At 63.1% G+C, this 22,286-nt stretch carries 26 protein-coding genes; 13 read left to right on the plus strand and 13 right to left on the minus strand.

What is annotated here, in order from left to right; genetic code table 11:
- The first annotated feature begins 1 nt into the window (after position 1).
- The 6 genes from ASD76_RS05050 (at position 2) to ASD76_RS17815 (ending at position 2,840) form a co-directional block, all read left to right on the plus strand.
- Positions 2-226, plus strand: coding sequence for a hypothetical protein (locus ASD76_RS05050; protein ID WP_055919350.1), 225 nt, complete (start codon positions 2-4; stop codon positions 224-226).
- Positions 227-688 (plus strand): transcriptional regulator NrdR, encoded by a 462-nt coding sequence (gene nrdR / locus ASD76_RS05055; RefSeq protein ID WP_055919353.1) that lies wholly within the window; start codon positions 227-229, stop codon positions 686-688. It abuts the gene before it with no gap.
- Complete coding sequence (locus tag ASD76_RS05060) at positions 672-1,400, plus strand: RNA methyltransferase (RefSeq protein WP_055919356.1); 729 nt, start codon at positions 672-674, stop codon at positions 1,398-1,400. Before nrdR ends, ASD76_RS05060 begins: the two co-directional genes overlap by 17 nt.
- 98 nt (positions 1,401-1,498) lie before the next feature.
- Positions 1,499-1,765, plus strand: coding sequence for a hypothetical protein (locus ASD76_RS05065; RefSeq protein ID WP_055919360.1), 267 nt, complete (start codon positions 1,499-1,501; stop codon positions 1,763-1,765).
- A 164-nt stretch (positions 1,766-1,929) separates the two neighbouring features.
- A complete protein-coding gene (gene rpsD / locus ASD76_RS05070) occupies positions 1,930-2,544 on the plus strand; it encodes a 30S ribosomal protein S4 (RefSeq protein WP_055919363.1) in 615 nt (204 codons plus the stop codon).
- Between the two features lie 116 nt (positions 2,545-2,660).
- Positions 2,661-2,840, plus strand: coding sequence for a hypothetical protein (locus ASD76_RS17815; protein WP_082553610.1), 180 nt, complete (start codon positions 2,661-2,663; stop codon positions 2,838-2,840).
- On the opposite strand, the gene tgt is transcribed toward ASD76_RS17815, so the two are convergent.
- From tgt to ASD76_RS05125, 11 genes are all read right to left on the minus strand, one after another.
- Positions 2,825-3,961 (minus strand): tRNA guanosine(34) transglycosylase Tgt, encoded by a 1,137-nt coding sequence (gene tgt, locus ASD76_RS05075; protein WP_055919366.1) that lies wholly within the window; start codon positions 3,959-3,961, stop codon positions 2,825-2,827. The two genes, ASD76_RS17815 and tgt, sit on opposite strands and share 16 nt — an antisense overlap.
- Positions 3,951-4,811 (minus strand): YdiY family protein, encoded by an 861-nt coding sequence (locus ASD76_RS05080; protein ID WP_235506511.1) that lies wholly within the window; start codon positions 4,809-4,811, stop codon positions 3,951-3,953. Before ASD76_RS05080 ends, tgt begins: the two co-directional genes overlap by 11 nt.
- Positions 4,812-4,981: 170 nt before the next feature.
- Positions 4,982-5,911, minus strand: a complete 930-nt coding sequence (locus tag ASD76_RS05085; RefSeq protein WP_055919372.1) for a YdiY family protein — start codon at positions 5,909-5,911, stop codon at positions 4,982-4,984.
- A gap of 81 nt (positions 5,912-5,992) precedes the next feature.
- A complete protein-coding gene (locus tag ASD76_RS05090) occupies positions 5,993-6,754 on the minus strand; it encodes an ABC transporter permease (RefSeq protein WP_055919375.1) in 762 nt (253 codons plus the stop codon).
- Complete coding sequence (locus ASD76_RS05095; protein ID WP_055919378.1) at positions 6,751-7,695, minus strand: ABC transporter ATP-binding protein; 945 nt, start codon at positions 7,693-7,695, stop codon at positions 6,751-6,753. The genes ASD76_RS05090 and ASD76_RS05095 overlap by 4 nt, the downstream gene beginning before the upstream one ends.
- A gap of 47 nt (positions 7,696-7,742) precedes the next feature.
- Positions 7,743-8,780: a tRNA preQ1(34) S-adenosylmethionine ribosyltransferase-isomerase QueA gene (queA, locus tag ASD76_RS05100; protein WP_055919381.1), complete on the minus strand. Its 1,038-nt coding sequence runs from the start codon at positions 8,778-8,780 to the stop codon at positions 7,743-7,745.
- A 39-nt stretch (positions 8,781-8,819) separates the two neighbouring features.
- A complete protein-coding gene (locus ASD76_RS05105; protein WP_055919384.1) occupies positions 8,820-9,512 on the minus strand; it encodes a peptidylprolyl isomerase in 693 nt (230 codons plus the stop codon).
- A gap of 73 nt (positions 9,513-9,585) precedes the next feature.
- Complete coding sequence (gene coaD / locus ASD76_RS05110) at positions 9,586-10,098, minus strand: pantetheine-phosphate adenylyltransferase (protein WP_055919387.1); 513 nt, start codon at positions 10,096-10,098, stop codon at positions 9,586-9,588.
- The gene (locus tag ASD76_RS05115; RefSeq protein ID WP_055919390.1) at positions 10,095-11,000 is read right to left on the minus strand and encodes a polyprenyl synthetase family protein; all 906 of its coding nucleotides are present in this window, start codon (positions 10,998-11,000) and stop codon (positions 10,095-10,097) included. The genes coaD and ASD76_RS05115 overlap by 4 nt, the downstream gene beginning before the upstream one ends.
- A gap of 14 nt (positions 11,001-11,014) precedes the next feature.
- On the minus strand, positions 11,015-11,263 hold the full coding sequence (locus ASD76_RS05120; protein ID WP_055919393.1) for an exodeoxyribonuclease VII small subunit: 249 nt from the start codon (positions 11,261-11,263) through the stop codon (positions 11,015-11,017).
- Positions 11,264-11,294: 31 nt separating this feature from the next.
- Positions 11,295-11,765: a YbjN domain-containing protein gene (locus ASD76_RS05125; protein ID WP_055919396.1), complete on the minus strand. Its 471-nt coding sequence runs from the start codon at positions 11,763-11,765 to the stop codon at positions 11,295-11,297.
- Positions 11,766-11,965: 200 nt separating this feature from the next.
- Here ASD76_RS05125 and purL point away from each other — a divergent pair, with 200 nt between their 5' ends.
- Positions 11,966-14,203, plus strand: coding sequence for a phosphoribosylformylglycinamidine synthase subunit PurL (gene purL, locus ASD76_RS05130; RefSeq protein WP_055919399.1), 2,238 nt, complete (start codon positions 11,966-11,968; stop codon positions 14,201-14,203).
- Positions 14,204-14,286: 83 nt separating this feature from the next.
- Complete coding sequence (locus tag ASD76_RS05135; protein WP_200943042.1) at positions 14,287-14,610, plus strand: DUF3052 family protein; 324 nt, start codon at positions 14,287-14,289, stop codon at positions 14,608-14,610.
- On the opposite strand, the gene serB is transcribed toward ASD76_RS05135, so the two are convergent.
- Entirely contained in the window at positions 14,607-15,491 is an 885-nt protein-coding gene (serB, locus tag ASD76_RS05140; RefSeq protein WP_055919404.1) for a phosphoserine phosphatase SerB, read from the minus strand. The two genes, ASD76_RS05135 and serB, sit on opposite strands and share 4 nt — an antisense overlap.
- Between serB and miaA the strand changes: the two genes are divergently transcribed.
- From miaA to ilvC, 4 genes are all read left to right on the plus strand, one after another.
- Positions 15,484-16,443, plus strand: a complete 960-nt coding sequence (gene miaA / locus ASD76_RS05145; protein ID WP_055919407.1) for a tRNA (adenosine(37)-N6)-dimethylallyltransferase MiaA — start codon at positions 15,484-15,486, stop codon at positions 16,441-16,443. The two genes, serB and miaA, sit on opposite strands and share 8 nt — an antisense overlap.
- Positions 16,444-16,582: 139 nt before the next feature.
- The gene (ilvB, locus tag ASD76_RS05150) at positions 16,583-18,325 is read left to right on the plus strand and encodes a biosynthetic-type acetolactate synthase large subunit (RefSeq protein WP_055919410.1); all 1,743 of its coding nucleotides are present in this window, start codon (positions 16,583-16,585) and stop codon (positions 18,323-18,325) included.
- Positions 18,326-18,419: 94 nt separating this feature from the next.
- Complete coding sequence (ilvN, locus tag ASD76_RS05155; RefSeq protein WP_055919418.1) at positions 18,420-18,935, plus strand: acetolactate synthase small subunit; 516 nt, start codon at positions 18,420-18,422, stop codon at positions 18,933-18,935.
- A 73-nt stretch (positions 18,936-19,008) separates the two neighbouring features.
- The gene (gene ilvC, locus ASD76_RS05160; RefSeq protein ID WP_268760325.1) at positions 19,009-20,067 is read left to right on the plus strand and encodes a ketol-acid reductoisomerase; all 1,059 of its coding nucleotides are present in this window, start codon (positions 19,009-19,011) and stop codon (positions 20,065-20,067) included.
- A 156-nt stretch (positions 20,068-20,223) separates the two neighbouring features.
- Here the strand turns inward: ilvC and ASD76_RS05165 are convergent, their stop codons facing one another.
- Entirely contained in the window at positions 20,224-21,297 is a 1,074-nt protein-coding gene (locus ASD76_RS05165; RefSeq protein WP_055919425.1) for a linear amide C-N hydrolase, read from the minus strand.
- Between the two features lie 232 nt (positions 21,298-21,529).
- Here ASD76_RS05165 and ASD76_RS05170 point away from each other — a divergent pair, with 232 nt between their 5' ends.
- Positions 21,530-22,165: a YceI family protein gene (locus ASD76_RS05170; RefSeq protein WP_055919428.1), complete on the plus strand. Its 636-nt coding sequence runs from the start codon at positions 21,530-21,532 to the stop codon at positions 22,163-22,165.
- Positions 22,166-22,286 lie beyond the last annotated feature (121 nt).

A 22,286-nucleotide genomic window follows, 5' to 3' on the forward strand; every position in this document is an offset into this window, starting at 1 on the left:
AATGACCGATCCCAATGAGCCACGCCGCGGTGAAGACCTGATTTCTGACGCAACTGCCGAGATCAAGGCCATGGCCAAGGAAGGCGCAGCGCATCCTTCGACCAAGCCGGTCGTGGTCGGTGCCGCGATTGGTGCGGTGGCCGGCGGGCTCCTTCCGGTGGTGACCTGGCCCCTGGGCCTGATCGCGGGTGCCGGCTTCATGCTTTACAAGAGGCTTCGACCGTAATTGCGTTGCCCCTTCTGCGCGCATGACGACAGCCAGGTAAAGGATTCGCGCCCCACCGAAGACAACACGGCGATCCGCCGCCGCCGCCAGTGCGACAGCTGCGGTGGCCGTTTCACGACGTTCGAACGCGTGCAACTGCGCGAGGTCATGGTGATCAAAAGCGAAGGCAAGCGCGAACCCTTCGACCGCAGCAAGGTCGAACAATCAGTCGCGCTCGCCTGCCGCAAGCGCAGCGTCGAACAGGAGCGGATCGACCAACTCGTTTCAGGCATCCAGCGCCAGGTCGAAACCGCTGGGGAGACCGAAATCCCCTCGTCCCTGATCGGCGAAATGGTCATGGAGGGGTTAAGGCAGCTCGACTCCGTCGCCTACATTCGCTTCGCCTCCGTCTATCGCGACTTCTCCGAAGCTCGCGATTTCGAGGAATTTGCCAGTAGCGTGCGTGATGTCGGGACAGTCTGAACCCCCGATCATCGTCCTCGTAAGGCCGCAACTGGGCGAGAACATCGGCAAGGCTGCGCGGGCGATGCTCAACTTCGGCCTGACCGAAATGCGCCTTGTCTCTCCACGTGATGGCTGGCCAAATCCTTCGGCCGGTCCCGCGGCCTCGGGAGCAGACGTCGTACTCGCCGGAGCTCAGGTGTTTGAGAGCGTGTCGGAGGCGGTCTCGGACTGCGCCCACGTCTACGCGACGACAGTGCGCAAGCGCGGCGTCACCAAGCCCGTCCTCACGCCTCATGAGGCCGCTGGGGAGATGCACGTCAACCAGGGACGTAGCGCGATCCTTTTCGGCCCTGAGCGCTCCGGATTGGAAACTGACGACGTTGCGGTTGCACGAGCGATCATCACCGTTCCGATCAATCCCGAATTCGGCTCCTTGAACCTGGCACAGGCCGTGATCCTGTGCGCTTATGAATGGTCACGCGGATGCGAGCTGGCACAGCCGCCCATGGAAGAGCTCCTTCCCCCTGCCCCGCAGGAAGAGCTCGAGGGCCTCATCGCCCATTTCGAAGCCCTGCTCGAACCGCGCAGCTACTTCTTCCCGGCAGGCCGAGCCGATGCCAATCGCCGCAATTTGCGTAACGTCCTTACCAAGCCGGGTTGGAACCACCTTGAAGTTCGCACCTTGCGTGGGGTTCTGTCGACGATCGAGAGATCGATTCGAAACGATTGAAAGACGCCTGCTGACCACGGGGCGTTGCCAGAAAGTCCAAAATCGTTATCCCTGTGCATGAAGGGAAAACACCTCACATTCGGGATTGGGATTTTTTGATGAAGGGTTTCTGGATATCCGCCGGGGCGCTGGTCGCTCTGGCAGGCGTTTCTGCCTCTGCCCAAGAGCAGCAGGCTGAGCCGGCTAAGGACGAAAAAAAGATCTGCCGCACCGAAAGGGTGACTGGCTCGCTCACTCGCTCATCGCGTATCTGCCTGACGGCTGCTCAATGGCGCGAGCTGTCCGTGCGGACGAAGAAGGGCGTCGACGAGATGCAGGGTGGTGCCGCCGGCGGGACTGCCGTCCAGAACAACGTCGGCCTGTAAGCCGTATCGGTTGACAATTCTTGAGCGAGCGGCCAAGGGCGCCGCTCGCGATTGGCCCCGCATCCCGGTGAAGCGGCGGCCGCGGCAGGCAACTGGCCTGTCGGTGCGATACCGGGTTGAAACGCTGCCACTGGGGTAGCGAAAGCAAATTGGAGTACGACTGAATGTCGAAGCGCAAAAGCGCCAAGCATAAACTTGACCGTCGCATGGGCGAGAACATCTGGGGCCGCCCGTCGTCCCCGGTGAACCGCCGCTCGTACGGCCCTGGCCAGCACGGCCAGCGCCGCAAGGGCAAGATGAGCGACTTCGGTCTGCAGCTGCGCGCCAAGCAGAAGCTCAAGGGCTACTACGGCGACGTCACCGAAAAGCAGTTCAAGGCGACCTACAAGAAGGCCGCTGCGATGAAGGGCGACACCGGTCAGAACCTGATCGGCCTGCTCGAGCAGCGCCTGGACATGATCGTCTACCGCGCCAAGTTCGCGCCGACGATCTTCGCAGCTCGCCAGATCGTCAGCCATGGCCACATTCGCGTGAACGGCGTGAAGTGCAACATCGCCAGCCGTAAGGTCCTGGCGGGCGACGTCATCAGCCTGGGCTCCAAGGCCAAGGAAATGGCGCTGATCATCGAAGCGCAGAGCCTTCCTGAGCGTGACATCCCCGACTACGTCGCGCCCGACGGCACCGACAAGGTGACCTTCACCCGCGTGCCGAAGCTCGACGAAGTGCCCTACCCGGTCACGATGGAACCGAACCTGGTCGTCGAGTTCTACTCGCGCTAATCGGTTTCCGGTTACGGAACACCAGAAGGGCGGTCCTGCGGGGCCGCCCTTTTCGTATGTGCTTGATATTAGTCAGTTATGGAACCCGAACAGCTGCTGTCCGTTGAGATGGTACCATGACTAAGTTCCGTTTCATTACCCCCCACCGCATCGGCAAATGGTACAACGACCTGCATCTCGCTCAGCGTTTCGCCAGTGCTATCGGCGCTGGCTTTCTCGACACGCGCAGCGGCCGCTTCGTCGCCTATCCGGGCACTCGCCTGGAAATGGCAGGACCCTCTCAGCTTGAAAGATAGTCGCGCCTGAAGTCGGCCGCAAAGTCGGCGAACCGGCCCCCACTAATCGCCTCGCGCATTCCGACCATCAGCTGCTGGTAGAAGCTCAGGTTGTGCTCGGTCACCAGCATGGCACCTAGGATCTCTCCCGACTTCTGCAGGTGATGCAGATAGGCCCGCGAATAAGTGGCGCAGGTGGGGCAAGTGCATTGCTCGTCTAGTGGCCCCGTGTCTTCGGCATGCTTGGCATTGCGCAAGTTGAGTGGACCGAACCAGGTGAACGCCTGGCCGTTGCGGCCCGACCGGGTCGGCAGGACGCAATCGAACATGTCGACCCCGCGCTCGACAGCGCCGACCAGGTCATCGGGCTTGCCAACGCCCATCAGGTAGCGCGGAGCATTTTCTGGCAGCTGGCCTGGAGCGAACTCGAGCGTGGCGAACATCGCCTCCTGACCTTCACCCACAGCCAGGCCGCCGATGGCGTAACCGTCGAAGCCGATCGCCTGGAGGGCGTCGGCACTGCGTCGGCGCAGTTCCTCATCCAGGGCGCCCTGCTGGATCCCAAACAAGGCCGCGCCCTCGGCGTGCGCTCCGCCAGCATCGAAGGCGTCGCGGCTGCGCTGCGCCCAGCGCATCGAGAGTTCCATCGAAGCGGCAATCTCATCGCGTGGGCGATCAGTCTTCGGACATTCGTCGAAACACATCACGATGTCCGACCCCAGCAGTCGCTGGATCTCCATCGACCGCTCGGGGCTCAGCATGTGCTTCGAGCCGTCGAGATGGCTTCGGAACTCGACGCCTTCTTCGGTAAGCTTGCGCAGGTCCGACAGGCTCATCACCTGGTATCCACCGCTGTCCGTCAGGATCGGCCGGTGCCAGTTCATAAACTTGTGCAGCCCGCCCAGCTTGGCCACCCGCTCGGCGCCCGGACGCAGCATCAGGTGATAGGTGTTGCCAAGGATCACGTCCGCTCCGGTCGCTCGGACCGCTTCGGGCTTCATCGCCTTGACCGTCGCCGCCGTGCCCACCGGCATGAAGGCCGGAGTGCGGATCTCACCCCGGCGCATCTCGATGCGACCGGTGCGGGCCTTTCCGTCGCGCGCCTCGACGGTGAATGCGAAACGCGCGGGTTCAGAAGCCATAGACGAGCGTGAAGCGCGAGAGGGTATCGGTCGACACGGAGCCAGGCGCAGGGTCGCTATTGTAGTCGACCGCATAGGAGAACCGCGTGCTCAATCTGTTGCTGACCTTGGCATCGATCCCGGTGACGAGGTTCACGCTGGTGTTCGACGAACTGATGAAAACCGCCGCGCCCGTTCCAGATTCGGCCACTGCATTCGCGTCCTGGGTCAGCTTGAGGCGGTCGGTGATCTTCCAGTCGAAGTCGAGCCCGGCGAGGGCTGCAAGGCTGTCTTCATTGCCGCCCAGGACATATTCCGTTCGCCGATAGGCCGGGCCAGCCTTCAAGGACAAGTTCACGCCGCCGCTGTTGATGACATGGTAACCGAGCCCGCCCGACACAGAGTAGCGGCCGTAGAAGCCCTGGAACTGGTCGCGTTCGTACTGCGCGAGGCCATAGCTAAAAAGCCCGTCGCTGATCTGGAAGCGCGGCTCGTACGAAGCAAAGAACTGTTCCCGCGTCGTCTGGCCGTTGGACTGCTGGTAATCGGCGGTGCCGCGCAGCCGATGCGTCCAGTCGACGCCCTTTCGGTCGAGCGTGATGGCCAGCGACAAGCCGAGGTTATCGGTATTGCCCGAGGACCGGAAAGCTCCGATTTCGCCGCGGCCGCTCCACCTTTCAAGCGGGCTCGCACTGCGGATCGCGGCCTGCTCGGCTTCGGCCTTGGTTGCCCGAGCGGCAGCAAGGTCGGCCTTGTAGGCGGTCTCGACAGCCTCGATCTCGGTGACGTCGTCGGGGTTGGTCTGCTTGGCAAGGGCAATGACAGTCGCCGCCGTCTGCTCGTTGCCTGACGCGATGGCAGCATCGATCATGGCGCGAACCGACGGTTGCAACTCGGCGCTGGCCGGTGAAGCGGCACATGCAAGGACAAGTGCGACGGGGAGTAAAGCACGCGTGCTCATGCGCTGCCTGCTAACGCCTCAAACGCGCAGGGGCTAGCCCGTACGGACGAAAGAGCGTGCAAGGTCGATGAAGCGCTGGGTCAGAAGTCGTACAGCAGGGTGAAGCGCGACAGGGTATCGACGTCCTTCACGTTGTTGGGCAGCGCCGTGTCATATTCGAAGCTGTACGAAAGCCGCGCCTTCAAGCCCTTACCTACGCCGGTCTCAAGCCCGGTGTGCGAATAGAAAGTCTGATTGCCGGCCTGGACATAGGCACCCGTCGTCTCGGTGAACTTGAGGTTGGATGCGATTTGCCATTCGAAATCGGCGGCCACGTGGATGGCAAAGTGTGAATTGCCTCCGTCGGGGATGTAATTGATCTCTCGCCACGCCGGCCCCGCCTTTAGTTCGACGCGCAAGTCGGGCCGCTCAAAGGGACGATAGCCCAGCCCGCCCGACACCGAATATCTCGATGAGAAGCTCTGGATCGGGTCGCGCTCGTATTGGGCCAGCGCGTAGAGGAACAGGTCGTTACCGATCTCGTAGCTGGGTTGGTAAGCCAGGAAGTAGTTCTCGGTCGTGGTATCGCCATCCGTGCTCTCGAACTCGGCTCGAGCGGTCAGCTTGTGCCGCCAGGTCAGGCCGGTGCGGCGCAAGAGCAGAGATGCCGTCAGCCCCACCTCGTCGCTGTTGCCGGTTGAATGTTTGGCCCCGATCTCACCCCGCCCATCCCAGTGCGTGAAAAAGCCTGACTCAGACGTTTCCTGCCTTGCCTGCAGCCGCTTTTCCTCGGCGGCCGAGACGACTCTCGCCTTGCCCTGCTGCTCCATCAGGTCGAGCTCATCCTTGAGCTCCGGATAGGCGGCGCGGACCATCTCGTAGACCGTCTTGGCCTTCGCCGGGTCTCCGCTCGCTTCGGCGGCTGAAATCACCTTGCGGACGGCTTCAGGCACTTCGGCGCGCGCTGAACTGCCGAAAGCCAACACGGCGCCGACGACAGTCGCGCGAAGGAGAAACCCCCTGAAGCCCATGCCCCCTGCTAGGCCGGGCGCCAGTCTCAGGACATCAGGCGTAACCCGAACACGGCTAGCTGAAAATCAGTAGCCTCGAACTCACCCGCGCAGGCGCCAACCGGTACGGAAGATGAAACCGATCACCGCAATGCACAGCGCCACAAAGCCCAAGGTTGCCGTGAGGGCCAGCCCGATGGGCACGTCTGACTCGCCGGTAAAGGTCCAGCGCAGGCCGTTGATTAGATAGAAGATCGGATTGAACTGCGCGACGGTGTGCCAGGGCTCGCTCAGCATCTCGATCGAATAGAACGTGCCGCCGAGGAAAGTCAGCGGCGTCAGGATCAGCATGGGCACGATCTGCAGGCGCTCGAATCCGTCGGCCCAAATTCCGAGGATGAAGCCGAACAAAGAAAAGGCCGCGGCGACCAGGATCACGTAGCCCACCGCGTAGATCGGATGGACGATCGTGTAATCGACGAACAGCAGCGCTGTCAGCAGGATGATCCCGGCGATGATAAGTGACTTCATCGCGGCCGCACCGACGAAGCCGAGCAAGGTCTCGGCAACGCCCACCGGCGCGCTGAGCAGCTCGTAGATCGCGCCGGTGAAGCGCGGCATGTAGATGCCGAAGCTGGCGTTCGAGGTACTTTCGCTCAGCAGTGTGAGCATCAGCAGGCCGGGAACGATGAAGGCGCCGTAGGGCACGCCGTTGATCTCTTTGATCTGGCTGCCCATCGCCGCGCCGAAGACGATGAAATAGAGCGACGTCGTCAGGACCGGCGAGACGATCGAGCCGAAAGCCGTGCGGAAGAACCGCAGCAGCTCATTGTGGAAGATTGCGAAGGCTCCGCGCGCGTTCATGCCGGCACCTCCCCTCGTTCGACCAGGTCGACGAAGATGTCCTCCAGGCTGGACTCGCGCGTTTCAATGCCTTCGAAGGCAATGCCTTGCGTCACCAGTGAACTGACGAGCTCTGCCACTTCGCGCTTGCCCTTCCCCGTGCCATCGCCGCCGCGGTAGACCAGGGTGCGGCCATCGTTCTCAAGCGAGAGCGGATAGCTGGCCAGCGCTTGGGGAATGACGTCGAGCGCCTGGGAGAGGCTGATGCGGGCCTCGGTGCTGCCCAGCTTGGCCATGATCGCGGCCTTTTCGTCCACCAGCAGCAGACGGCCCTTGTTGATGACCCCGACACGGTCGGCCATTTCCTGGGCTTCTTCGATGTAGTGGGTCGTCAGGATGACAGTCGTTCCGCGATCGCGCAGGGCACCGATCTGCTTCCACATATCGCGCCGCAGCTCGACATCGACACCGGCGGTGGGTTCGTCGAGAAACAGGAGTTCGGGATCGTGGCTCAGCGCCTTCGCGATCATCACCCGGCGCTTCATCCCGCCGGAGAGTTCGCGGATCTTGGCAGAGCGCTTGTCCCACAAGCTGAGCGAACGCAGGACCTCCTCGATATGGGCATCGTTGCGCGGGGAGCCGAACAGTCCCTGCGAATACTGCACCGAGTGATCGACCTGGGCGAACATGTCGAATGCCAGCTCCTGCGGCACCAGACCGATGCGCCGGCGAACGTCGCGCCAATAGCGGGCGGCGTCCTTGCCGAAGGCCTCGATGGTTCCGCTGGTGGGGCGCAACAGGCCGCAGACCGCACCGATCAGGGTGGTCTTTCCCGCCCCGTTCGGCCCGAGGAGCGCGAATATCTCTCCCTTGCGGATCTGCAGGTCCACGCCCGCAAGCGCGGTCGTGCCGCCCTTGTAGGTCTTGGATAAGTTCCGGATATCGAGAATCGGGTTGTCCAAAGCCCGGCGAAGATGGCGCGCCGGTTACTTTTTACAACCCAAACTTCCTAATCTTCGCCGGGAAGTAGCAGGCTTGCATCACCATAGCTGTAGAACCGGTACTCGTCCGCGATCGCGTGCCCGTAGGCGGCCTTCATCCGCTCCAGCCCCATCAACGCGCTGACCAACATGAACAGGGTCGAGCGCGGCAGGTGGAAGTTGGTCATCAGGCCATCGATCGCGCGGAAGCGATAGCCGGGCGTGATGAAGATGGCCGTGTCACCCTCGAACGGCATGATCGTCCCGTCTTCGGCGGCAGCGCTCTCGATCAGGCGCAAGCTGGTGGTGCCGACCGCGATAAGCCGCCCTCCAGATTTCCGCGCGGCATTGAGGCGCTCGGCAGTGGCGGCATCGATCCGGCCCCACTCGGAATGCATCGCGTGAGCCTCGGTATCCTCCGCCTTTACCGGGAGGAAGGTGCCGGCACCGACATGCAGCGTCAGGGTCTCGCGCGCCACGCCGGCTTCATCCAGCGCGGCCAAGAGCTCGGGCGTAAAGTGGAGCGCTGCCGTGGGGGCGGCAACGGCTCCGGCCTCGCGCGCGAAGATCGTCTGGTAGTCCTCAAGGTCCGCTTCGTCGGTCGGGCGCTTACCGGCGATGTAGGGTGGGAGCGGCATCTGTCCGGCTCGCTCGAGCAAGATTTCGACGGGCTCTTCCCCGCCGAATGCCAGAGTCCAGCTGCCGTCAGGAAAGCGCTCTTCGGCCGTGGCCGTCACACCGGCAACGAATTCCACGGTATCGCCCTCGCGCAGCCGCTTGGCGTTGCGGACGAAGGCCTGCCAGCGTCTGAGGTCGAGCCGCTTGTGCAGCGTAGCGCCGATCCGAGCATCGCCGCGACGGCCTTCGAGCTGCGCCGGGATCACGCGAGTGTCGTTGAAGACCAGCACGTCGCCCGCCCGCAGGAGCCGGGGCAGATCGCGTACGCTCAGGTTGCCAAGTGTGCCCTGTCCTGGAATGACGAGCATTCGCGCCGCGTCCCGCGGCCGGGCCGGACGCAAGGCGATCCGCTCCGGCGGAAGCTCGAAATCGAACAGGTCAACACGCATGCCGGGCGCCCTAACCGGGCGGTCGCGGACCGTCGAGGCTTAGTTCGAAACCGGGTTGCGCAGATCGAGCTGGTTCAAGTCGGGCGCGAGCGGCTCGACTTGCGAGGCCGGAGCAAACTTCGGCGGCTTGTTGTCCGCTGCGATCGAGGCCTGGACGATGTAAGTCGGATGCTCGGGCGGCTCGCCCCGCTCGATCGCGTCCACCGCGTCCATTCCGGCGATCACGCGGCCGAAGTTGGTGTAGGTCTTGTCGAGCGAGAAGCGCGGGTAGAACACGATGAAGAACTGGCTGTTGGCGCTGTCCTTGTCCTGCGCGCGGGCCATCGACACCGTTCCGCGGACGTGCGGCAAGCGGTTGAATTCGGCCGGCAGGTTAGGAAGGTCAGACCCGCCCTGGCCGGTCCCGGTCGGGTCACCAGTCTGCGCCATGAAGCCGTCGATCACGCGGTGGAAGATGATTCCGTCGTAGAAACCTTGCCGCGTCAGCTGCTTGATACGCTCGACATGGTGAGGCGCCCATTCCGGCACCAGGCGGATCGCCACGCGCTGGTTGTTCGACAGGTCGAGGTAGAGGATGTTCTCCTTATCCACCGACTGATCGAGGTTCACCGTAAGCGGAAACGACTGGATCGGAGCCGGCACAGCAGGCGCGGCTTGATCCTGGGCAAGCACCGAAACGGGGACAGACGCGGCCATTAAAGCGAGCGCCGCAGCAAGAAGGCGATTTGTCATTTGTTCCGACAATTCCTGAAGATTGGGCAGCGTCTAGCCATAAGCCGCTGACAGTTCAATGAACGGCTGTGGGTTAGAACTCACCCCTGCGGCCGAGCTTCTCAACCCGAGCGTTCACCAATTCGCGCACCGCGTGGCTCACGAATGGGGCGATGTCTCCGCCGAACAGAGCGATTTCCTTGACCAGCCTGGAAGCGATCGGCTGCAGCGACACATCGGCCATCAGGAAGACGGTTTCGATCCTGTCGTTGAGCTGCTGGTTCATGCCGGCCATCTGGTATTCGTATTCGAAGTCGGCGACGGCACGCAGGCCGCGGATGATCAGATCCGCGCCCTCATGTTCGGCAAACTTCATCAGCAGGGCATTGAAACCCTTCACCTCGACATTGGCGAGGCCCTGCCGCGCAACCTCAGCGCGGACCATCTCGATCCGCTCTTCGGGCGTGAACATCGGATCCTTGCTTGGATTGGTGGTGACGCCGATGATCAGCCGGTCGACCAACTTGGCCCCGCGGCGGATGATGTCCGTATGGCCCAGCGTTACCGGGTCGAACGTTCCGGGATAGAGGCCGACTCGACCCGTCACCGATCCCGCTCCACCACGAAACGCGCCAGTTCGCGCAGCAAGTCGGCTTCCAGGCCATGGCTGGCGAGATGGCCGACCGCCTGCTCGCTCAGCGCCTTGGCCTGCTGGCGGGCCTGGTCCGCCCCCATCAACGAGACGAATGTCGCCTTGCCCTGCCCTTCGTCCTTGCGCAGCGCCTTGCCGGCCTTGGCCTCGTCACCTTCGTGGTCGAGGAGGTCGTCGGCGATCTGGAAGGCGAGGCCGATATCGCGGGCATAAGCGCGTAGGTGTGCCCTGCCCTCTTCCGGCACCTTACCGAGTATCGCGCCCATCTCGACCGCGGCGCTCAAAAGCGCGCCGGTCTTGAGCTGCTGCAAACGGGTGACCGTGCGCAGATCGAAGTCTGCGCCGTCGGCCGACATGTCCATCATCTGCCCGCCGGCCATGCCGTTGTGTCCGCTGGCGATAGCTAGCGCGTGGACCAGCTCAGCCCGCGTGAAGGGATCGTTGCTCGTTGCCGGGTCGCCAAGAATTTCGAACGCCAGCGCATGGAGCGCATCTCCGGCCAGTACAGCAGTCGCCACGCCGAACGCCTTGTGCACCGTGGGCTTGCCGTGGCGCATGTCGTCATTGTCCATGCAGGGTAGGTCGTCGTGCACCAGCGAATAGGCGTGGATTGCCTCGATCGCGCAGCCCGCGCGCACTGCCACTGTCCTGGAGACGCCGTACATCTCCGCCGTGGTCATCAGCAGGAAGGGGCGCACGCGTTTGCCACCGCCGATCACGGCATAACGCATCGCCTCTACCAGTCGCGCGCGATTGTCCTCTGGGATCGGGAGTAGTCCATCAAACACCCCATCGACGTTAGCCTGGACCCGCTCGAGCTCCTGCTTGAGCAAGCTGTCTGCAAGTACGAGTCCCACGGGTCTGACCGGCCTCAACCGGCGTCGAACGGCACGGTACCGGTGGCCTTGCCGTCCGGACCCGCCACGATCTTCTCGATCCGCACCTGCGCCGCGTCGAGGCGGGCCTGGCAATGCCGCCGCAACTGCTCTCCGCGCTCGTAGAGGCTGATCGATTCTTCGAGCGGAACATCGCCCGTCTCAAGCCTACGCACCACGTCTTCGAGCGCGCGCAGCGCGTCTTCAAAGCTCATTGCGCCGATTTCGGGTCCCTGCTCCTCCATTCCTCGTGTTTGGCGGCGATGGAGCCTAGGGTCAAGAACCCCAGACCTGTCCTTCGAAATCGCCCATCACCGAAGCCCAGAACTCGACATTGTCCTCGAACAGCTTCTGGCTCAGTCCACCATCGTCGAGATCGACGTCCATTTCGACTCGCGCCACGCCCTTGCTGTCGAGATAGGCGCGTCCAAAGCGGTGCTCTGCATTCCACTTGTTGAAGGACTCCAGGGTCATGGCAGGTTCTTGATACCCACTATGAAACTGGACCGTCCGACAATCGCGATTGTCGGTGCAGCCGTAAAAGAAGATCTCGAAGTCGCTGCCATTCGCGGCGCTGCGGATCATGGGGTCCCCAGAGCTGTCCGTTGTGAGTTGGGCTTTGTAGCCCCCCTGCTGCAAGGCCGAGACGACCGTGGCGGGGTCCTGCGCCCGGACCTCAGCCGCGATCGCCGGGATAGCCAAGCCAAGGGCAGCAAAGCTTGCCAGCGCAGCCGAGAATTTCCTCATCGTTTTCTCCGTCTCAGCACTTAAGTGGCTGATAAATATAACAGTGTGCAAATCTTAATCGGGCGGCGTCGGGACGGCAACTCGGTTTTAGACCTATTGACAGTGTCTTACGTGGACGCGCGTCAGTTTCTGACTGCTTGTGCAAGGCAATATGGTGTTCGGACTAGCATCGCCGAGGCTCCGACGCTAACGGGCCAACCATGTCAAAGATCACCCCCGAAATCGTCGAACAGCATGGCCTCAACTCCGAAGAGTACGAGCACGTCCTGAAGGCAATGGGCCGCGAGCCCAACCTGGTCGAGCTCGGCATCTTCTCCGTCATGTGGAGCGAGCATTGCTCGTACAAGAGCTCGCGCTTCCACCTGAAGAAGCTGCCGACCAGCGCGCCGTGGGTGATTTGCGGTCCGGGCGAGAACGCGGGCATCATCGACATCGGCGATGGGCAGGCGGCGATCTTCAAGATGGAGAGCCACAACCACCCGAGCTACATCGAGCCTTACCAGGGCGCCGCAACCGGCGTCGGTGGCATCCTGCGCGACGTGTTCACCATGGGTGCCCGCCCGGTCGCCAACTTGAACGCGCTGCGCTTCGGCCGCCCCGATCATCCGAAGATGAAGCACCTGGTCCAGGGCGTCGTCGCGGGCATCGGCGGCTATGGCAACTGCGTCGGCGTGCCGACCGTCGGCGGGGAGACCAACTTCCACCCGGCCTATGACGGCAACATCCTGGTCAACGCGATGACCGTGGGCGTCGCCGATACCGACAAGATCTTCTATTCGGCCGCGACCGGCATCGGCAATCCGATCGTCTATGTCGGCTCCAAGACCGGACGCGACGGTATCCACGGCGCGACCATGGCGAGCGCGGACTTTGCCGAGGATTCGGATGCCAAGCGCCCCACCGTGCAAGTCGGCGATCCGTTCACCGAAAAGCTGCTGATTGAAGCGTGCCTCGAACTCATGGGCACCGACGCGATCGTCGCCATCCAGGACATGGGCGCGGCGGGCCTCACCTCCTCTTCGGTGGAAATGGCCAGCAAGGGCGGCGCGGGCATCAAGCTCGACATGAACAAGGTGCCGTGCCGCGAAACCGGCATGACGCCCTACGAAATGATGCTGAGCGAAAGCCAGGAGCGCATGCTCATGGTGCTCAAGCCCGGACGCGAAGCCGAGGCAGAGGCGATCTTCCACAAGTGGGAACTCGACTTCGCGGTGATCGGCGAAGTGACCGACACCGGCCACATGGTTCTCGAGTGGAACGGCGAGGTCGTGTGCGACATTCCGCTCGCGCCACTCGCCGACGAGGCGCCGCTCTACGAGCGTCCCTATGTCAGCCCCGAAGAATACAAGGCTTGGGCCAAGGTCAAGCCACTCGGCGAAGTGCCGGAAAGCACGGACATTGGCGCAGACCTGCTCAAGCTGATGGCCTGCCCCGACCTCGCCAGCCGGCGCTGGATCTACGAGCAGTACGATAGCCAGGTCGGCGCGGACACGCTGCAGAAGTCAGGTGGCGACGCTGCCGTGGTGCGCGTGCACGACTCCAGGAAGGCGCTGGCGATCAGCACCGACTGCACGCCGCGCTATTGCTATGCCGACCCTTACGAAGGCGGCAAGCAAGCGGTGGCGGAGACCTATCGCAACATTTCGGCCGTGGGCGGCAAGCCGCTGGCGATCACCAACTGCCTCAACTTCGCCAACCCGCAACGCCCGGAGATCATGGCGCAGATCGTCGGCTGCCTCGAAGGCATGGCCGCGGCCTGCCAGGTGCTCGACTATCCGATCGTGAGCGGCAACGTCTCGCTCTACAACGAGAGCAAGGCCACCGGTGGCGGCAGCGCGATCCTGCCGACTCCGGCGATCGGTGGCGTGGGTCTGCTGCCCGACTACGACAAGTCGGCGACCATCGCCTTCAAGGCGCAGGGCGAGGCGATCTACCTCATGGGCCGGGAAACCTGGGCCGCTCCGAACCCGGACCGCGGTCACCTCGGCCAGTCGCTATGGCTCCGCGAAATTCACGGCCGTGAGGACGGTGACGCTCCGCCGGTCGACCTTACGCTGGAAAAGCACTCGGGCGAGTTCATCCGTGAACTGATCGAGGCCGGGCTGGTCAGCGCGGTGCATGACGTTTCGGATGGTGGCATCGCCGTGGCCCTCGCAGAGATGGCCCTTGCCGGCGGTCATGGCGCGGAAGTCGAGGCCCACCCCGACTATTCGCCGACCGCCTGGTGGTTCGGCGAGGATCAGGGGCGCTATCTGCTGACCGTGCCTGATGTGGCCGCCTTCCAGGCTCAGCTAGCCAAGGGCACGCGCGATGCCGATACGGCTTCCTCCGGGGTCCGCCACATTGGCACCGTCACCGGCGACAGCCTGTTCGGCGTGCCGCTGGCCAAGCTGCGTGACGCCAATGAGAGCTTCTTCCGGGATTGGATGGAAGTCTGACCGTGCCGCCAGCGGGTTACTCGGGAACTCCGCTGGGTAAGAAGCTCGGTTTGGTGGCAGGCAGCTCAGCATGGTTCCATGCCATGCCCGAAAGCGTACGCCGCGAGATCGGTGATACCGGCGTCGTCGAATGCAATGAACTGCAGCAGGGCATCAAGGCGGTGCACTTGTTCACGGTCGAGCGCCTTGAGCTGGAAGCCCTGCTAGTTCACCTTCGCGATACGATCGCGCCCGACGGCATGGTGTGGGTGAGCTGGCCAAAGAAAGCCGCCAAGGTTCCCACCGACGTCGACGAGAACGTGATCCGCGAAGTAGCCCTGCCTTTGGGCTTCGTCGATGTTAAGGTCTGCGCCGTCGATGCTGTCTGGTCTGGCCTGAAACTCGTGATCCGCAAGGGACTGCGTTAGCCGGCCTGCCAATCGCGCTCGTGGATATCCAGCAGCTTGAGGATGCTGGTCAAGTCGCCGCGGTCGATCCAGCCATTCGCCGCTTCGCGGGCCTTGGGCTTGGCGTGGTAGGCGACACCGTACGTCGCGGCCTGCAGCATCGGAATGTCATTCGCACCGTCTCCCGTTCCCAGGCTGACGGCATTGTCGCCCAGACGCGACATCTCTTCCTCGAGCACGCGTGCTTTGACCGAAGAATCGGTGATACCGCCAACGAGCTGCCCGGACAGCTTGTCCTGCGACACCGCAAGCCGGTTCGCCACTACGCGCTCAAACCCGAGGTCCTCGGCGACGGGATCGGCAAAGTGGTGGAACCCACCGGTAACCAGCACCGTCCGGGAACCATAATGCTTGAGCGTCGCGACCAATGTCCGCGCCCCAGGCATCGGCACGATCCGCTCTGCCAGGCATGTCGATATCGCCGACTCGTCGAGCCCGGCCAGAAGCCCAACCCGCTCACGCAGCGCGCTCTCAAAGTCGAGCTCACCTTGCATGGCGCGCTCGGTGATGGCGGAGATCTGCTCCTTGAGCCCGGCGAAGTCGGCCAGTTCGTCGATGCACTCCTGGCCGATCATGGTCGAATCCATGTCCGACACGAACAGATGCGGGATGCGGAACTCGTCGCGGGCGATGATCGCATCGGACTGCGCAAAGTGGGCATCGAGCGTTTCGCGCAGCGCCGAAGCATCGTCTCCCGGCAGCATCAACTCCAGCACGTCGCTGCAGGCATCGAGCATTCGCGCCTCGGCCACGGCCACGCCTTTTGCCGCTAATGCAGCAGTTGCTGCATCGAGGCTTGCTTCAAGGGTGGCGGGGTCTGCTATCAGCCTCGCAATGAGCAACGGACAATCTCCGGATAGAAAAGCGGTCGCGCTCATTGCAGGGCCGACCGCCAGCGGCAAGAGCGATCTGGCCGTGGAGCTTGCGCTCGAGCTCGAAAGACGGGGCAGCCGTGGTGTCGTGATCAATGCCGACAGCGCCCAAGTCTACCGCGACCTCAGGGTTCTGAGCGCCCGGCCCTCACCGGAAGAAATGCGCGGCGTCGAACACCGCCTGTTCGGAACGCGCGACGGTGCAAAGCCGTACTCCGCCGCGGACTGGGCCGCCGATGCGAAACGCGAAATCGCGGCCGCCCATCGCGAAGGAGCAGTACCGATCCTCGTTGGCGGGACCGGCCTTTACATCCGCACGCTGCTCGACGGCATCGCGCCGGTTCCTCCAATCGATCCGGCGGTGCGCGAAGAGGTCCGCGCCCTCCCCGTCGCCGGTGCATATGCCGCATTGCAGGCCGAGGATCCGGATCGCGCCGCCATGCTTAACGCTGGAGACACCACCCGTGTCGCCCGAGCCCTGGAGGTCGTTCGCTCAACCGGTCAGCCGCTCGCCTATTGGCAGGGCCGGCGCGAAGGCGGGATTGGCGACGCGATCCAATTATTCCCGCTTATCCTGTTGCCCGACCGCGAGCGGCTCTACTCACGCTGCGACGAGCGCTTCACGCGGATGATCGATGGCGGCGCTATCGAAGAAGTCGAGGCGCTTCTCGCCCGCGCCGTGCATCCGCTTAGTCCCGTGATGCGCGCGATAGGTGTCCCGGAAATCGCCGGTCATCTGAGTGGCGAGTTATCTCTGGAACAATCCATCGCCCAGGGCCGTCAGGCGACGCGTAACTACGCCAAGCGCCAATACACCTGGTTCCGCAACCAGCCTCCGGAACAATGGCCAAGGATCGCGAATGAAAGTTCCCAGACTGAGGGCTTATTTGAAACATTATTCCGATATTCGGGGTTGACATGACATTTAATGTCTCCTAGCAGCCCTGTCCGACGAGGGTAGTTGCCCTCACAGATTTCGAGAGGAGCGGCCCGGCGCGAGGCAATCGCGCCGGGTCCGTTTTTTGAGGAAGGGCCACCAAGGCCCAAGGAAGGAAAGTACCGTGTCCGAAGAACGCAGCGGCGCTGCGATATTGATCGAAAGCCTGGTCCGTCAGGGCGTCGAATTCGTGTTCGGCTATCCGGGTGGCGCGGTCCTGCCGATCTATGACGAGCTGTTCTCCGACAACCGCATCCGCCACATTCTCGTGCGGCATGAAGCCGGCGCGGCCCACGCGGCCGAAGGCTATGCCCGCTCGACCGGCAAGCCCGGCGTGGTTCTCGTCACCTCGGGCCCGGGCGCGACCAACGCGATCACCGGCATTGCCGATGCGTTCATGGATTCGATCCCCTTGGTGGTCATCACCGGGCAGGTTGCCACCAACCTGATCGGCACCGACGCGTTCCAGGAAGCCGACACCATCGGCCTCACGCGCCACTGCACCAAGCACAACTACCTGGTGAAGGATCCCTCGGAACTCGCCGCCACGATCGACGAGGCGTTCGAGATCGCCACCACCGGCCGTCCCGGTCCGGTCGTGATCGACATCCCCAAGAACGTCCAGGTCGCCACCGCGCCGCTCAGCGATGCTCCGCCGCAGCGCCCGAAGCGCTATTCGCCGCGCACGGTTGCCGCGGCGGACGAGATCGCCGAAGCCATCGAACTGATCTCCAAGGCCGAGCGCCCGATCCTCTACACCGGCGGCGGAGTGATCAATTCCGGCCCGCGTGCCACCGAACTGCTGCGAGAGTTCCAGAGGCTCACTGGCGCCCCGGTGACCTCGACCCTGATGGGTCTCGGCGCTTTCCCGGCCGATCACGCGGACTGGCTCGGAATGCTCGGCATGCACGGCACCTATGAAGCCAACCTGGCGATGAACCAGTGCGACGTCATGGTGAACATCGGCGCCCGCTTCGACGACCGCGTCACCGGCCGTCTCGACGCCTTTTCGCCGGACTCGACAAAGATCCACATCGATATCGACCGCGCCTCGATCAACAAAGTTATCCCGGTTGATCTGGGCATCGTCGGCGACTGCGCGACCGTGCTCGAGCAGCTCATCGCCGCCTGGAGCTCGCGCAAGCCGCGCGACCTGGGCGAATGGAAGGCGCGCATCACCGGTTGGAGAGGCCGCGACAGCCTCGCTTATCCCAAGCGCTCGGACGAGATCATGCCGCAGCACGCGATCGAGCGGTTGTTCGCCCTCACCCGCGACAAGGATCCGATAATCACCACCGAAGTCGGCCAGCACCAGATGTGGGCGGCGCAGTACTTCGGCTTCTTCGGACCGAACAAGTGGCTCACCAGCGGCGGCCTCGGCACGATGGGCTACGGCCTGCCGGCAGCTATCGGGGCCCAGCTCGGCAATCCGGATTCGCTGGTGATCGACATCGCCGGCGAGGCTTCGATCCAGATGAACATCCAGGAACTCGGCACCGCCAGCCAGTTCCGCCTGCCGGTCAAGGTGTTCATCCTCAACAACGAATACATGGGCATGGTCCGCCAATGGCAGGAACTGACCTATGAGAGCCGCTATTCGAACTCGTATTCGGACAGCCTGCCCGACTTCGTGAAGCTCGCCGAAAGCTATGGCTGGAAGGGCATCCGCATCTCGCAGGAGAGCGAGCTCGACGAAGGCATCAAGGCGATGATGGCTCACGATGGCCCGGTCATGGTCGACTGCCAGGTGTCGAAGGGAGCCAACTGCTTCCCGATGATCCCGAGCGGCGCGGCCCACACTGAAATGCTGCTCTACGGCGACATGGTCGCCGGCACGATGGACGATGAAGCGAAGGCGCTCGTTTGATGTGCTTCGACAAGCTCAGCATGATCGGCTTCAGCCACGCCAACCCAATCCCGTTCGTCCTGAGCTTGTCGAAGGACGCGTCCGAGAGAGACGAATGAAAATTCACCACCGCGATACCGAGCGTCACGTCCTCACCATCACCGTCGATAACGAGGCCGGTATCCTGGCCAAGATCGCCGGGCTGTTCACAGCCCGCGGGTACAATATCGACAGCCTGACCGTGGCCGACATCAGCGAAGACCACGCGCTCAGCCGCATCACCATCGTCACCAGCGGTCCGCCGCCGGTAATCGACCAGATCATGGCCCAGCTCGAACGCCTGGTGCCGGTGCACAAGGTCACCGACCTGACCGAAGCTGGCCCGCACGTCGAGCGCGAGCTGGCACTGATCAAGGTCGCCGGCAAAGGTGACAACCGCGTCGAGGCACTACGCCTCGCCGATGTGTTCCGCGCCAAGGTGGTCGATACCACGACCTCGAGCTTTATCTTCGAGCTGACCGGCGATCCGAGCAAGATCGACACGTTCGTCTCGCTAATGCGCGAACTGGGCCTGGTCGAAGTCGGCCGCACCGGCATCGTGGGCATGATGCGGGGTGCCGAAGGCGCTTGAGCCGACCGTAGAAAATTTCCGTCGCTCCCGCGTCAGTGGGAGCCTATCCGCCGTCCCATCGGACGCATTGCTAATTTGGCCCCGGTTACGCCGGGGTGACGAGGGAACGAAAATGAAGGTTTATTACGACGCCGACGCCGACCTGAACCTGGTCACGGACAAGAAGATCGCCATCATCGGTTATGGCAGCCAGGGCCACGCCCACGCGCAGAACCTGCGTGACAGCGGCGTGAAGGAAGTCGCCATCGCGCTCCGCCCGGGTTCGGCCACGGCCAAGAAGGCCGAAGCCGCCGGCTTCAAGGTGCTGACTAACAAGGAAGCGGCCGGTTGGGCCGATATCCTCATGATCCTCGCTCCGGACGAGCATCAGGCGGCGATCTGGGAGAACGATCTCAAGGGCAACATGAAGAAGGGCGCTGCCCTCGCCTTCGCCCACGGGCTCAACATTCACTTCGGTCTGATCGAAGCCCCGGAAGACATCGACGTGATCATGATCGCGCCGAAGGGCCCGGGCCACACCGTGCGTGGCGAGTACAAGAAGGGCGGCGGCGTGCCCTGCTTGATCGCGGTTCACCAGGACGCCAGCGGCAACGCGCATGACATCGCCCTCGCCTACGCTTCAGGCGTCGGTGGCGGCCGTTCGGGCGTGATCGAGACCAACTTCAAGGAAGAGTGCGAGACCGACCTGTTCGGCGAACAGGCCGTACTCTGCGGTGGCATCACCCACCTGATCCAGGCCGGGTTCGAAACGCTGGTCGAAGCCGGCTACGCGCCCGAGATGGCCTATTTCGAGTGCCTCCACGAAACCAAGCTGATCGTCGACCTGCTCTATGAAGGCGGCATCGCCAACATGCGCTACTCGATCTCGAACACCGCCGAATACGGCGACATCACCACCGGCCCGCGTATCATCACCGATGAGACCAAGGCCGAGATGAAGCGCGTTCTGGCCGACATCACCTCGGGCCGGTTCGTGAAGAACTTCGTGCTCGACAACCGCGCTGGTCAGCCCGAGCTCAAGGCTGCTCGCAAGGCCGCTGCGGCTCACCCGATCGAGAAGACCGGTGCCCAGCTGCGTGCGATGATGCCGTGGATTGGCGCCAACAAGCTGGTCGACCAAGAGAAGAACTGAGCATCGGAAATCCTCCCTGTCGGCGTAGCCGATGGGGAGGTGGCAGGCGCCGAAGGCGACTGACGGAGGGGCAAGTGGCGCAACGCCAGCCCCTCCACTATGCTACGCATGGTCCCCCTCCCCATCGCTTCACGACAGGGAGGATCTTGGGAAAATCTATTCCACCCCCAGAAACTCAAACGGCGCGCTGTCCTTGAACTCGGCCGTCGCGTTGCCCGAGAAGGTGTGATCCTGGTTCGGCCCAAGGTCGAGCGTCTTCACCCGCCCGGTCGCCTCCGAAAAATCGATGCCGTTGAGGTCCACCCAGAAGGTATTGGGGGTCAGCGCTGACTCGAAGAAATAGAGCTTCCGCTTGTGATCGAACACCGTGCGCCAGCGTGTGGACGAGATGTTCGGCTCGTCCGGCGTAGTGAGCCCGTAGGGTACCGAAGTGTTGCGGATCACGCTGAACACACTCGCCAGTGCCTTGTTAGGATCCTCGTCCTTCGGGATGGCATTCACGTAGAAGGAAGCGCGGGCAAAGCGGTCCGCGGCCCGGTTGGTCCCCGGCAGCATCACTGTTCCGCCGATCAGTTCCCAGTAGCGGTTGATGGCCAGCTGCTCGTCGAACGTCGGGGAGTTGGTCATCACCTGGAACTGCCGGCCGTGGTGGATGACCTGCTTGCCGCCAATATACTCGACAATCGCGCTATCGCCGGTGGCATCGGACAGCGACAGGTGAACGGTCGTCAGCCGATCTTCGCCTGGAATATTGTCGGTGACGATGGTGAACGGCTCCTTCTCCAACGCCGCGACCGCCTCGGCAACGGTGGCGAAGTTATCGAGCGCGTACTGCGCCCAGGCTGCGATGGTGAGTCCAGGTTTGCCGGTGCCGTCGAAGTGCGGATATTCGGATTCGACCAGCCACAGCATATTGGCCTCTAGCCCTGCCTCATTGACGCCGTCGGTCGTCGAAACATCGTAGCCGCTGACAACGACGCTCCCGTATTTGGCCTTCCAGTGGATCGAGTTGGGCCCAGCCTGCCCATTTCGCTCGATCCCGCGCGGGAGGATCCACAGGTTGCTCAAGATGTCGCTCTTCCAGTCCATCGACCGGGCGGTGATCACGATGTCGTTGGCACCGTGATAGACCATGCGGGTGCAGGCGGCGGCAGGAATGGCCGATGATAGCAGTATGGTGGAGATGATACCGGCCTCGAACAGGCGGCTCGAGAATTCAGTCAGACCCATGGCTTGTCCCGTGTGAACACTTCGCCCGCAAGCGAAGCGCGTGGTCCCCATCGAAGGCTCAAGCCTCGGCCCGATGACTGGTTCCAGGCTGGAACCTCAGCGGTAAGAATTAGGCGAGGTCGATAGGCTCGAATGGATCATCCATAGGTGAAAATCTCAGATAGGTTCCCAGTGGACATTGCGAAGCAGTCACGCCAGATTGCGCGCAAGCAAACCCCCGGGGAGACTCTTCATGCGTAAACTGACACTTACCCTTGCCGCTGCCGGCGTCGCGGCGCTTACGATCGGCACACTGCAGGCTCAGGGTGGTCCTCCGGGAGCGCGCGATCCGGGCCGTGTCACCGCTGGCAGCTACAAGACCGACCCGGCGCACTCGCTGGTTGGCTGGCGCGTCAGCCACTTCGGGTTCAACGACTACTTCGGGCTCTTCGGCGATGTTGAGGGCACGCTGACACTCGATCCCGCCAACCTCGCGGGCGCGAAAGTCGACGTCACCATTCCGATCTCCAAGGTCGTGACTGCCAGTGCAGGCCTCACCGAACACCTCACCCGCGCGGGTCAGGATGGCAAGAAGCCGGACTTCTTTGGCCCGAACCCGGCCCCGGCACGCTTCGTTTCGACGGCCGTCGTCGTCAACGGCCAGGAAGCCAAGATCACCGGCGACCTGACCATGAACGGCGTGACCAAGCCGGTCACGCTCGACGCCGAATTCACCGGCGCCGGCAAGCACCCGTTCAACCAGAAGGAAACGGTCGGCTTCGAAGCCGAGGCAACGATCAAGCGTTCCGACTGGGGCGTCACCGGCGTGATCCCGTTCGTCTCGGACGAGGTCAAGCTCGACATCACCGTCGCGTTCGAAAAGCAGTAAGCCTTCGCAGGATACTTCGGCAGGTCCGGGGAGGCGGCAGGCGCCTTTCCTGGATCTGCCGGAGTGCCGAGGGTGGACATTTGGTAACCATTCGCGCATAGGCTCGCACTATGGAACGTCG

Source organism: Altererythrobacter sp. Root672 (genome assembly GCF_001427865.1).
Lineage (GTDB): Bacteria > Pseudomonadota > Alphaproteobacteria > Sphingomonadales > Sphingomonadaceae > Croceibacterium_A.

Coding starts and splice junctions, on each gene's coding strand:
- ASD76_RS05050 (WP_055919350.1), top strand. CDS start 2: ATGACCGATCCCAATGAGCCACGCCGCGGTGAAGACCTGATTTCTGAC.
- ASD76_RS05060 (WP_055919356.1), top strand. CDS start 672: ATGTCGGGACAGTCTGAACCCCCGATCATCGTCCTCGTAAGGCCGCAA.
- ASD76_RS05065 (WP_055919360.1), top strand. CDS start 1,499: ATGAAGGGTTTCTGGATATCCGCCGGGGCGCTGGTCGCTCTGGCAGGC.
- rpsD (WP_055919363.1), top strand. CDS start 1,930: ATGTCGAAGCGCAAAAGCGCCAAGCATAAACTTGACCGTCGCATGGGC.
- ASD76_RS17815 (WP_082553610.1), top strand. CDS start 2,661: ATGACTAAGTTCCGTTTCATTACCCCCCACCGCATCGGCAAATGGTAC.
- tgt (WP_055919366.1), bottom strand. CDS start 3,961: ATGGCTTCTGAACCCGCGCGTTTCGCATTCACCGTCGAGGCGCGCGAC.
- ASD76_RS05080 (WP_235506511.1), bottom strand. CDS start 4,811: ATGATCGATGCTGCCATCGCGTCAGGCAACGAGCAGACGGCGGCGACT.
- ASD76_RS05085 (WP_055919372.1), bottom strand. CDS start 5,911: ATGGGCTTCAGGGGGTTTCTCCTTCGCGCGACTGTCGTCGGCGCCGTG.
- ASD76_RS05090 (WP_055919375.1), bottom strand. CDS start 6,754: ATGAACGCGCGCGGAGCCTTCGCAATCTTCCACAATGAGCTGCTGCGG.
- queA (WP_055919381.1), bottom strand. CDS start 8,780: ATGCGTGTTGACCTGTTCGATTTCGAGCTTCCGCCGGAGCGGATCGCC.
- ASD76_RS05105 (WP_055919384.1), bottom strand. CDS start 9,512: ATGACAAATCGCCTTCTTGCTGCGGCGCTCGCTTTAATGGCCGCGTCT.
- ASD76_RS05120 (WP_055919393.1), bottom strand. CDS start 11,263: ATGGAGGAGCAGGGACCCGAAATCGGCGCAATGAGCTTTGAAGACGCG.
- ASD76_RS05125 (WP_055919396.1), bottom strand. CDS start 11,765: ATGAGGAAATTCTCGGCTGCGCTGGCAAGCTTTGCTGCCCTTGGCTTG.
- purL (WP_055919399.1), top strand. CDS start 11,966: ATGTCAAAGATCACCCCCGAAATCGTCGAACAGCATGGCCTCAACTCC.
- ASD76_RS05135 (WP_200943042.1), top strand. CDS start 14,287: ATGCCCGAAAGCGTACGCCGCGAGATCGGTGATACCGGCGTCGTCGAA.
- miaA (WP_055919407.1), top strand. CDS start 15,484: ATGAGCAACGGACAATCTCCGGATAGAAAAGCGGTCGCGCTCATTGCA.
- ilvN (WP_055919418.1), top strand. CDS start 18,420: ATGAAAATTCACCACCGCGATACCGAGCGTCACGTCCTCACCATCACC.
- ASD76_RS05165 (WP_055919425.1), bottom strand. CDS start 21,297: ATGGGTCTGACTGAATTCTCGAGCCGCCTGTTCGAGGCCGGTATCATC.
- ASD76_RS05170 (WP_055919428.1), top strand. CDS start 21,530: ATGCGTAAACTGACACTTACCCTTGCCGCTGCCGGCGTCGCGGCGCTT.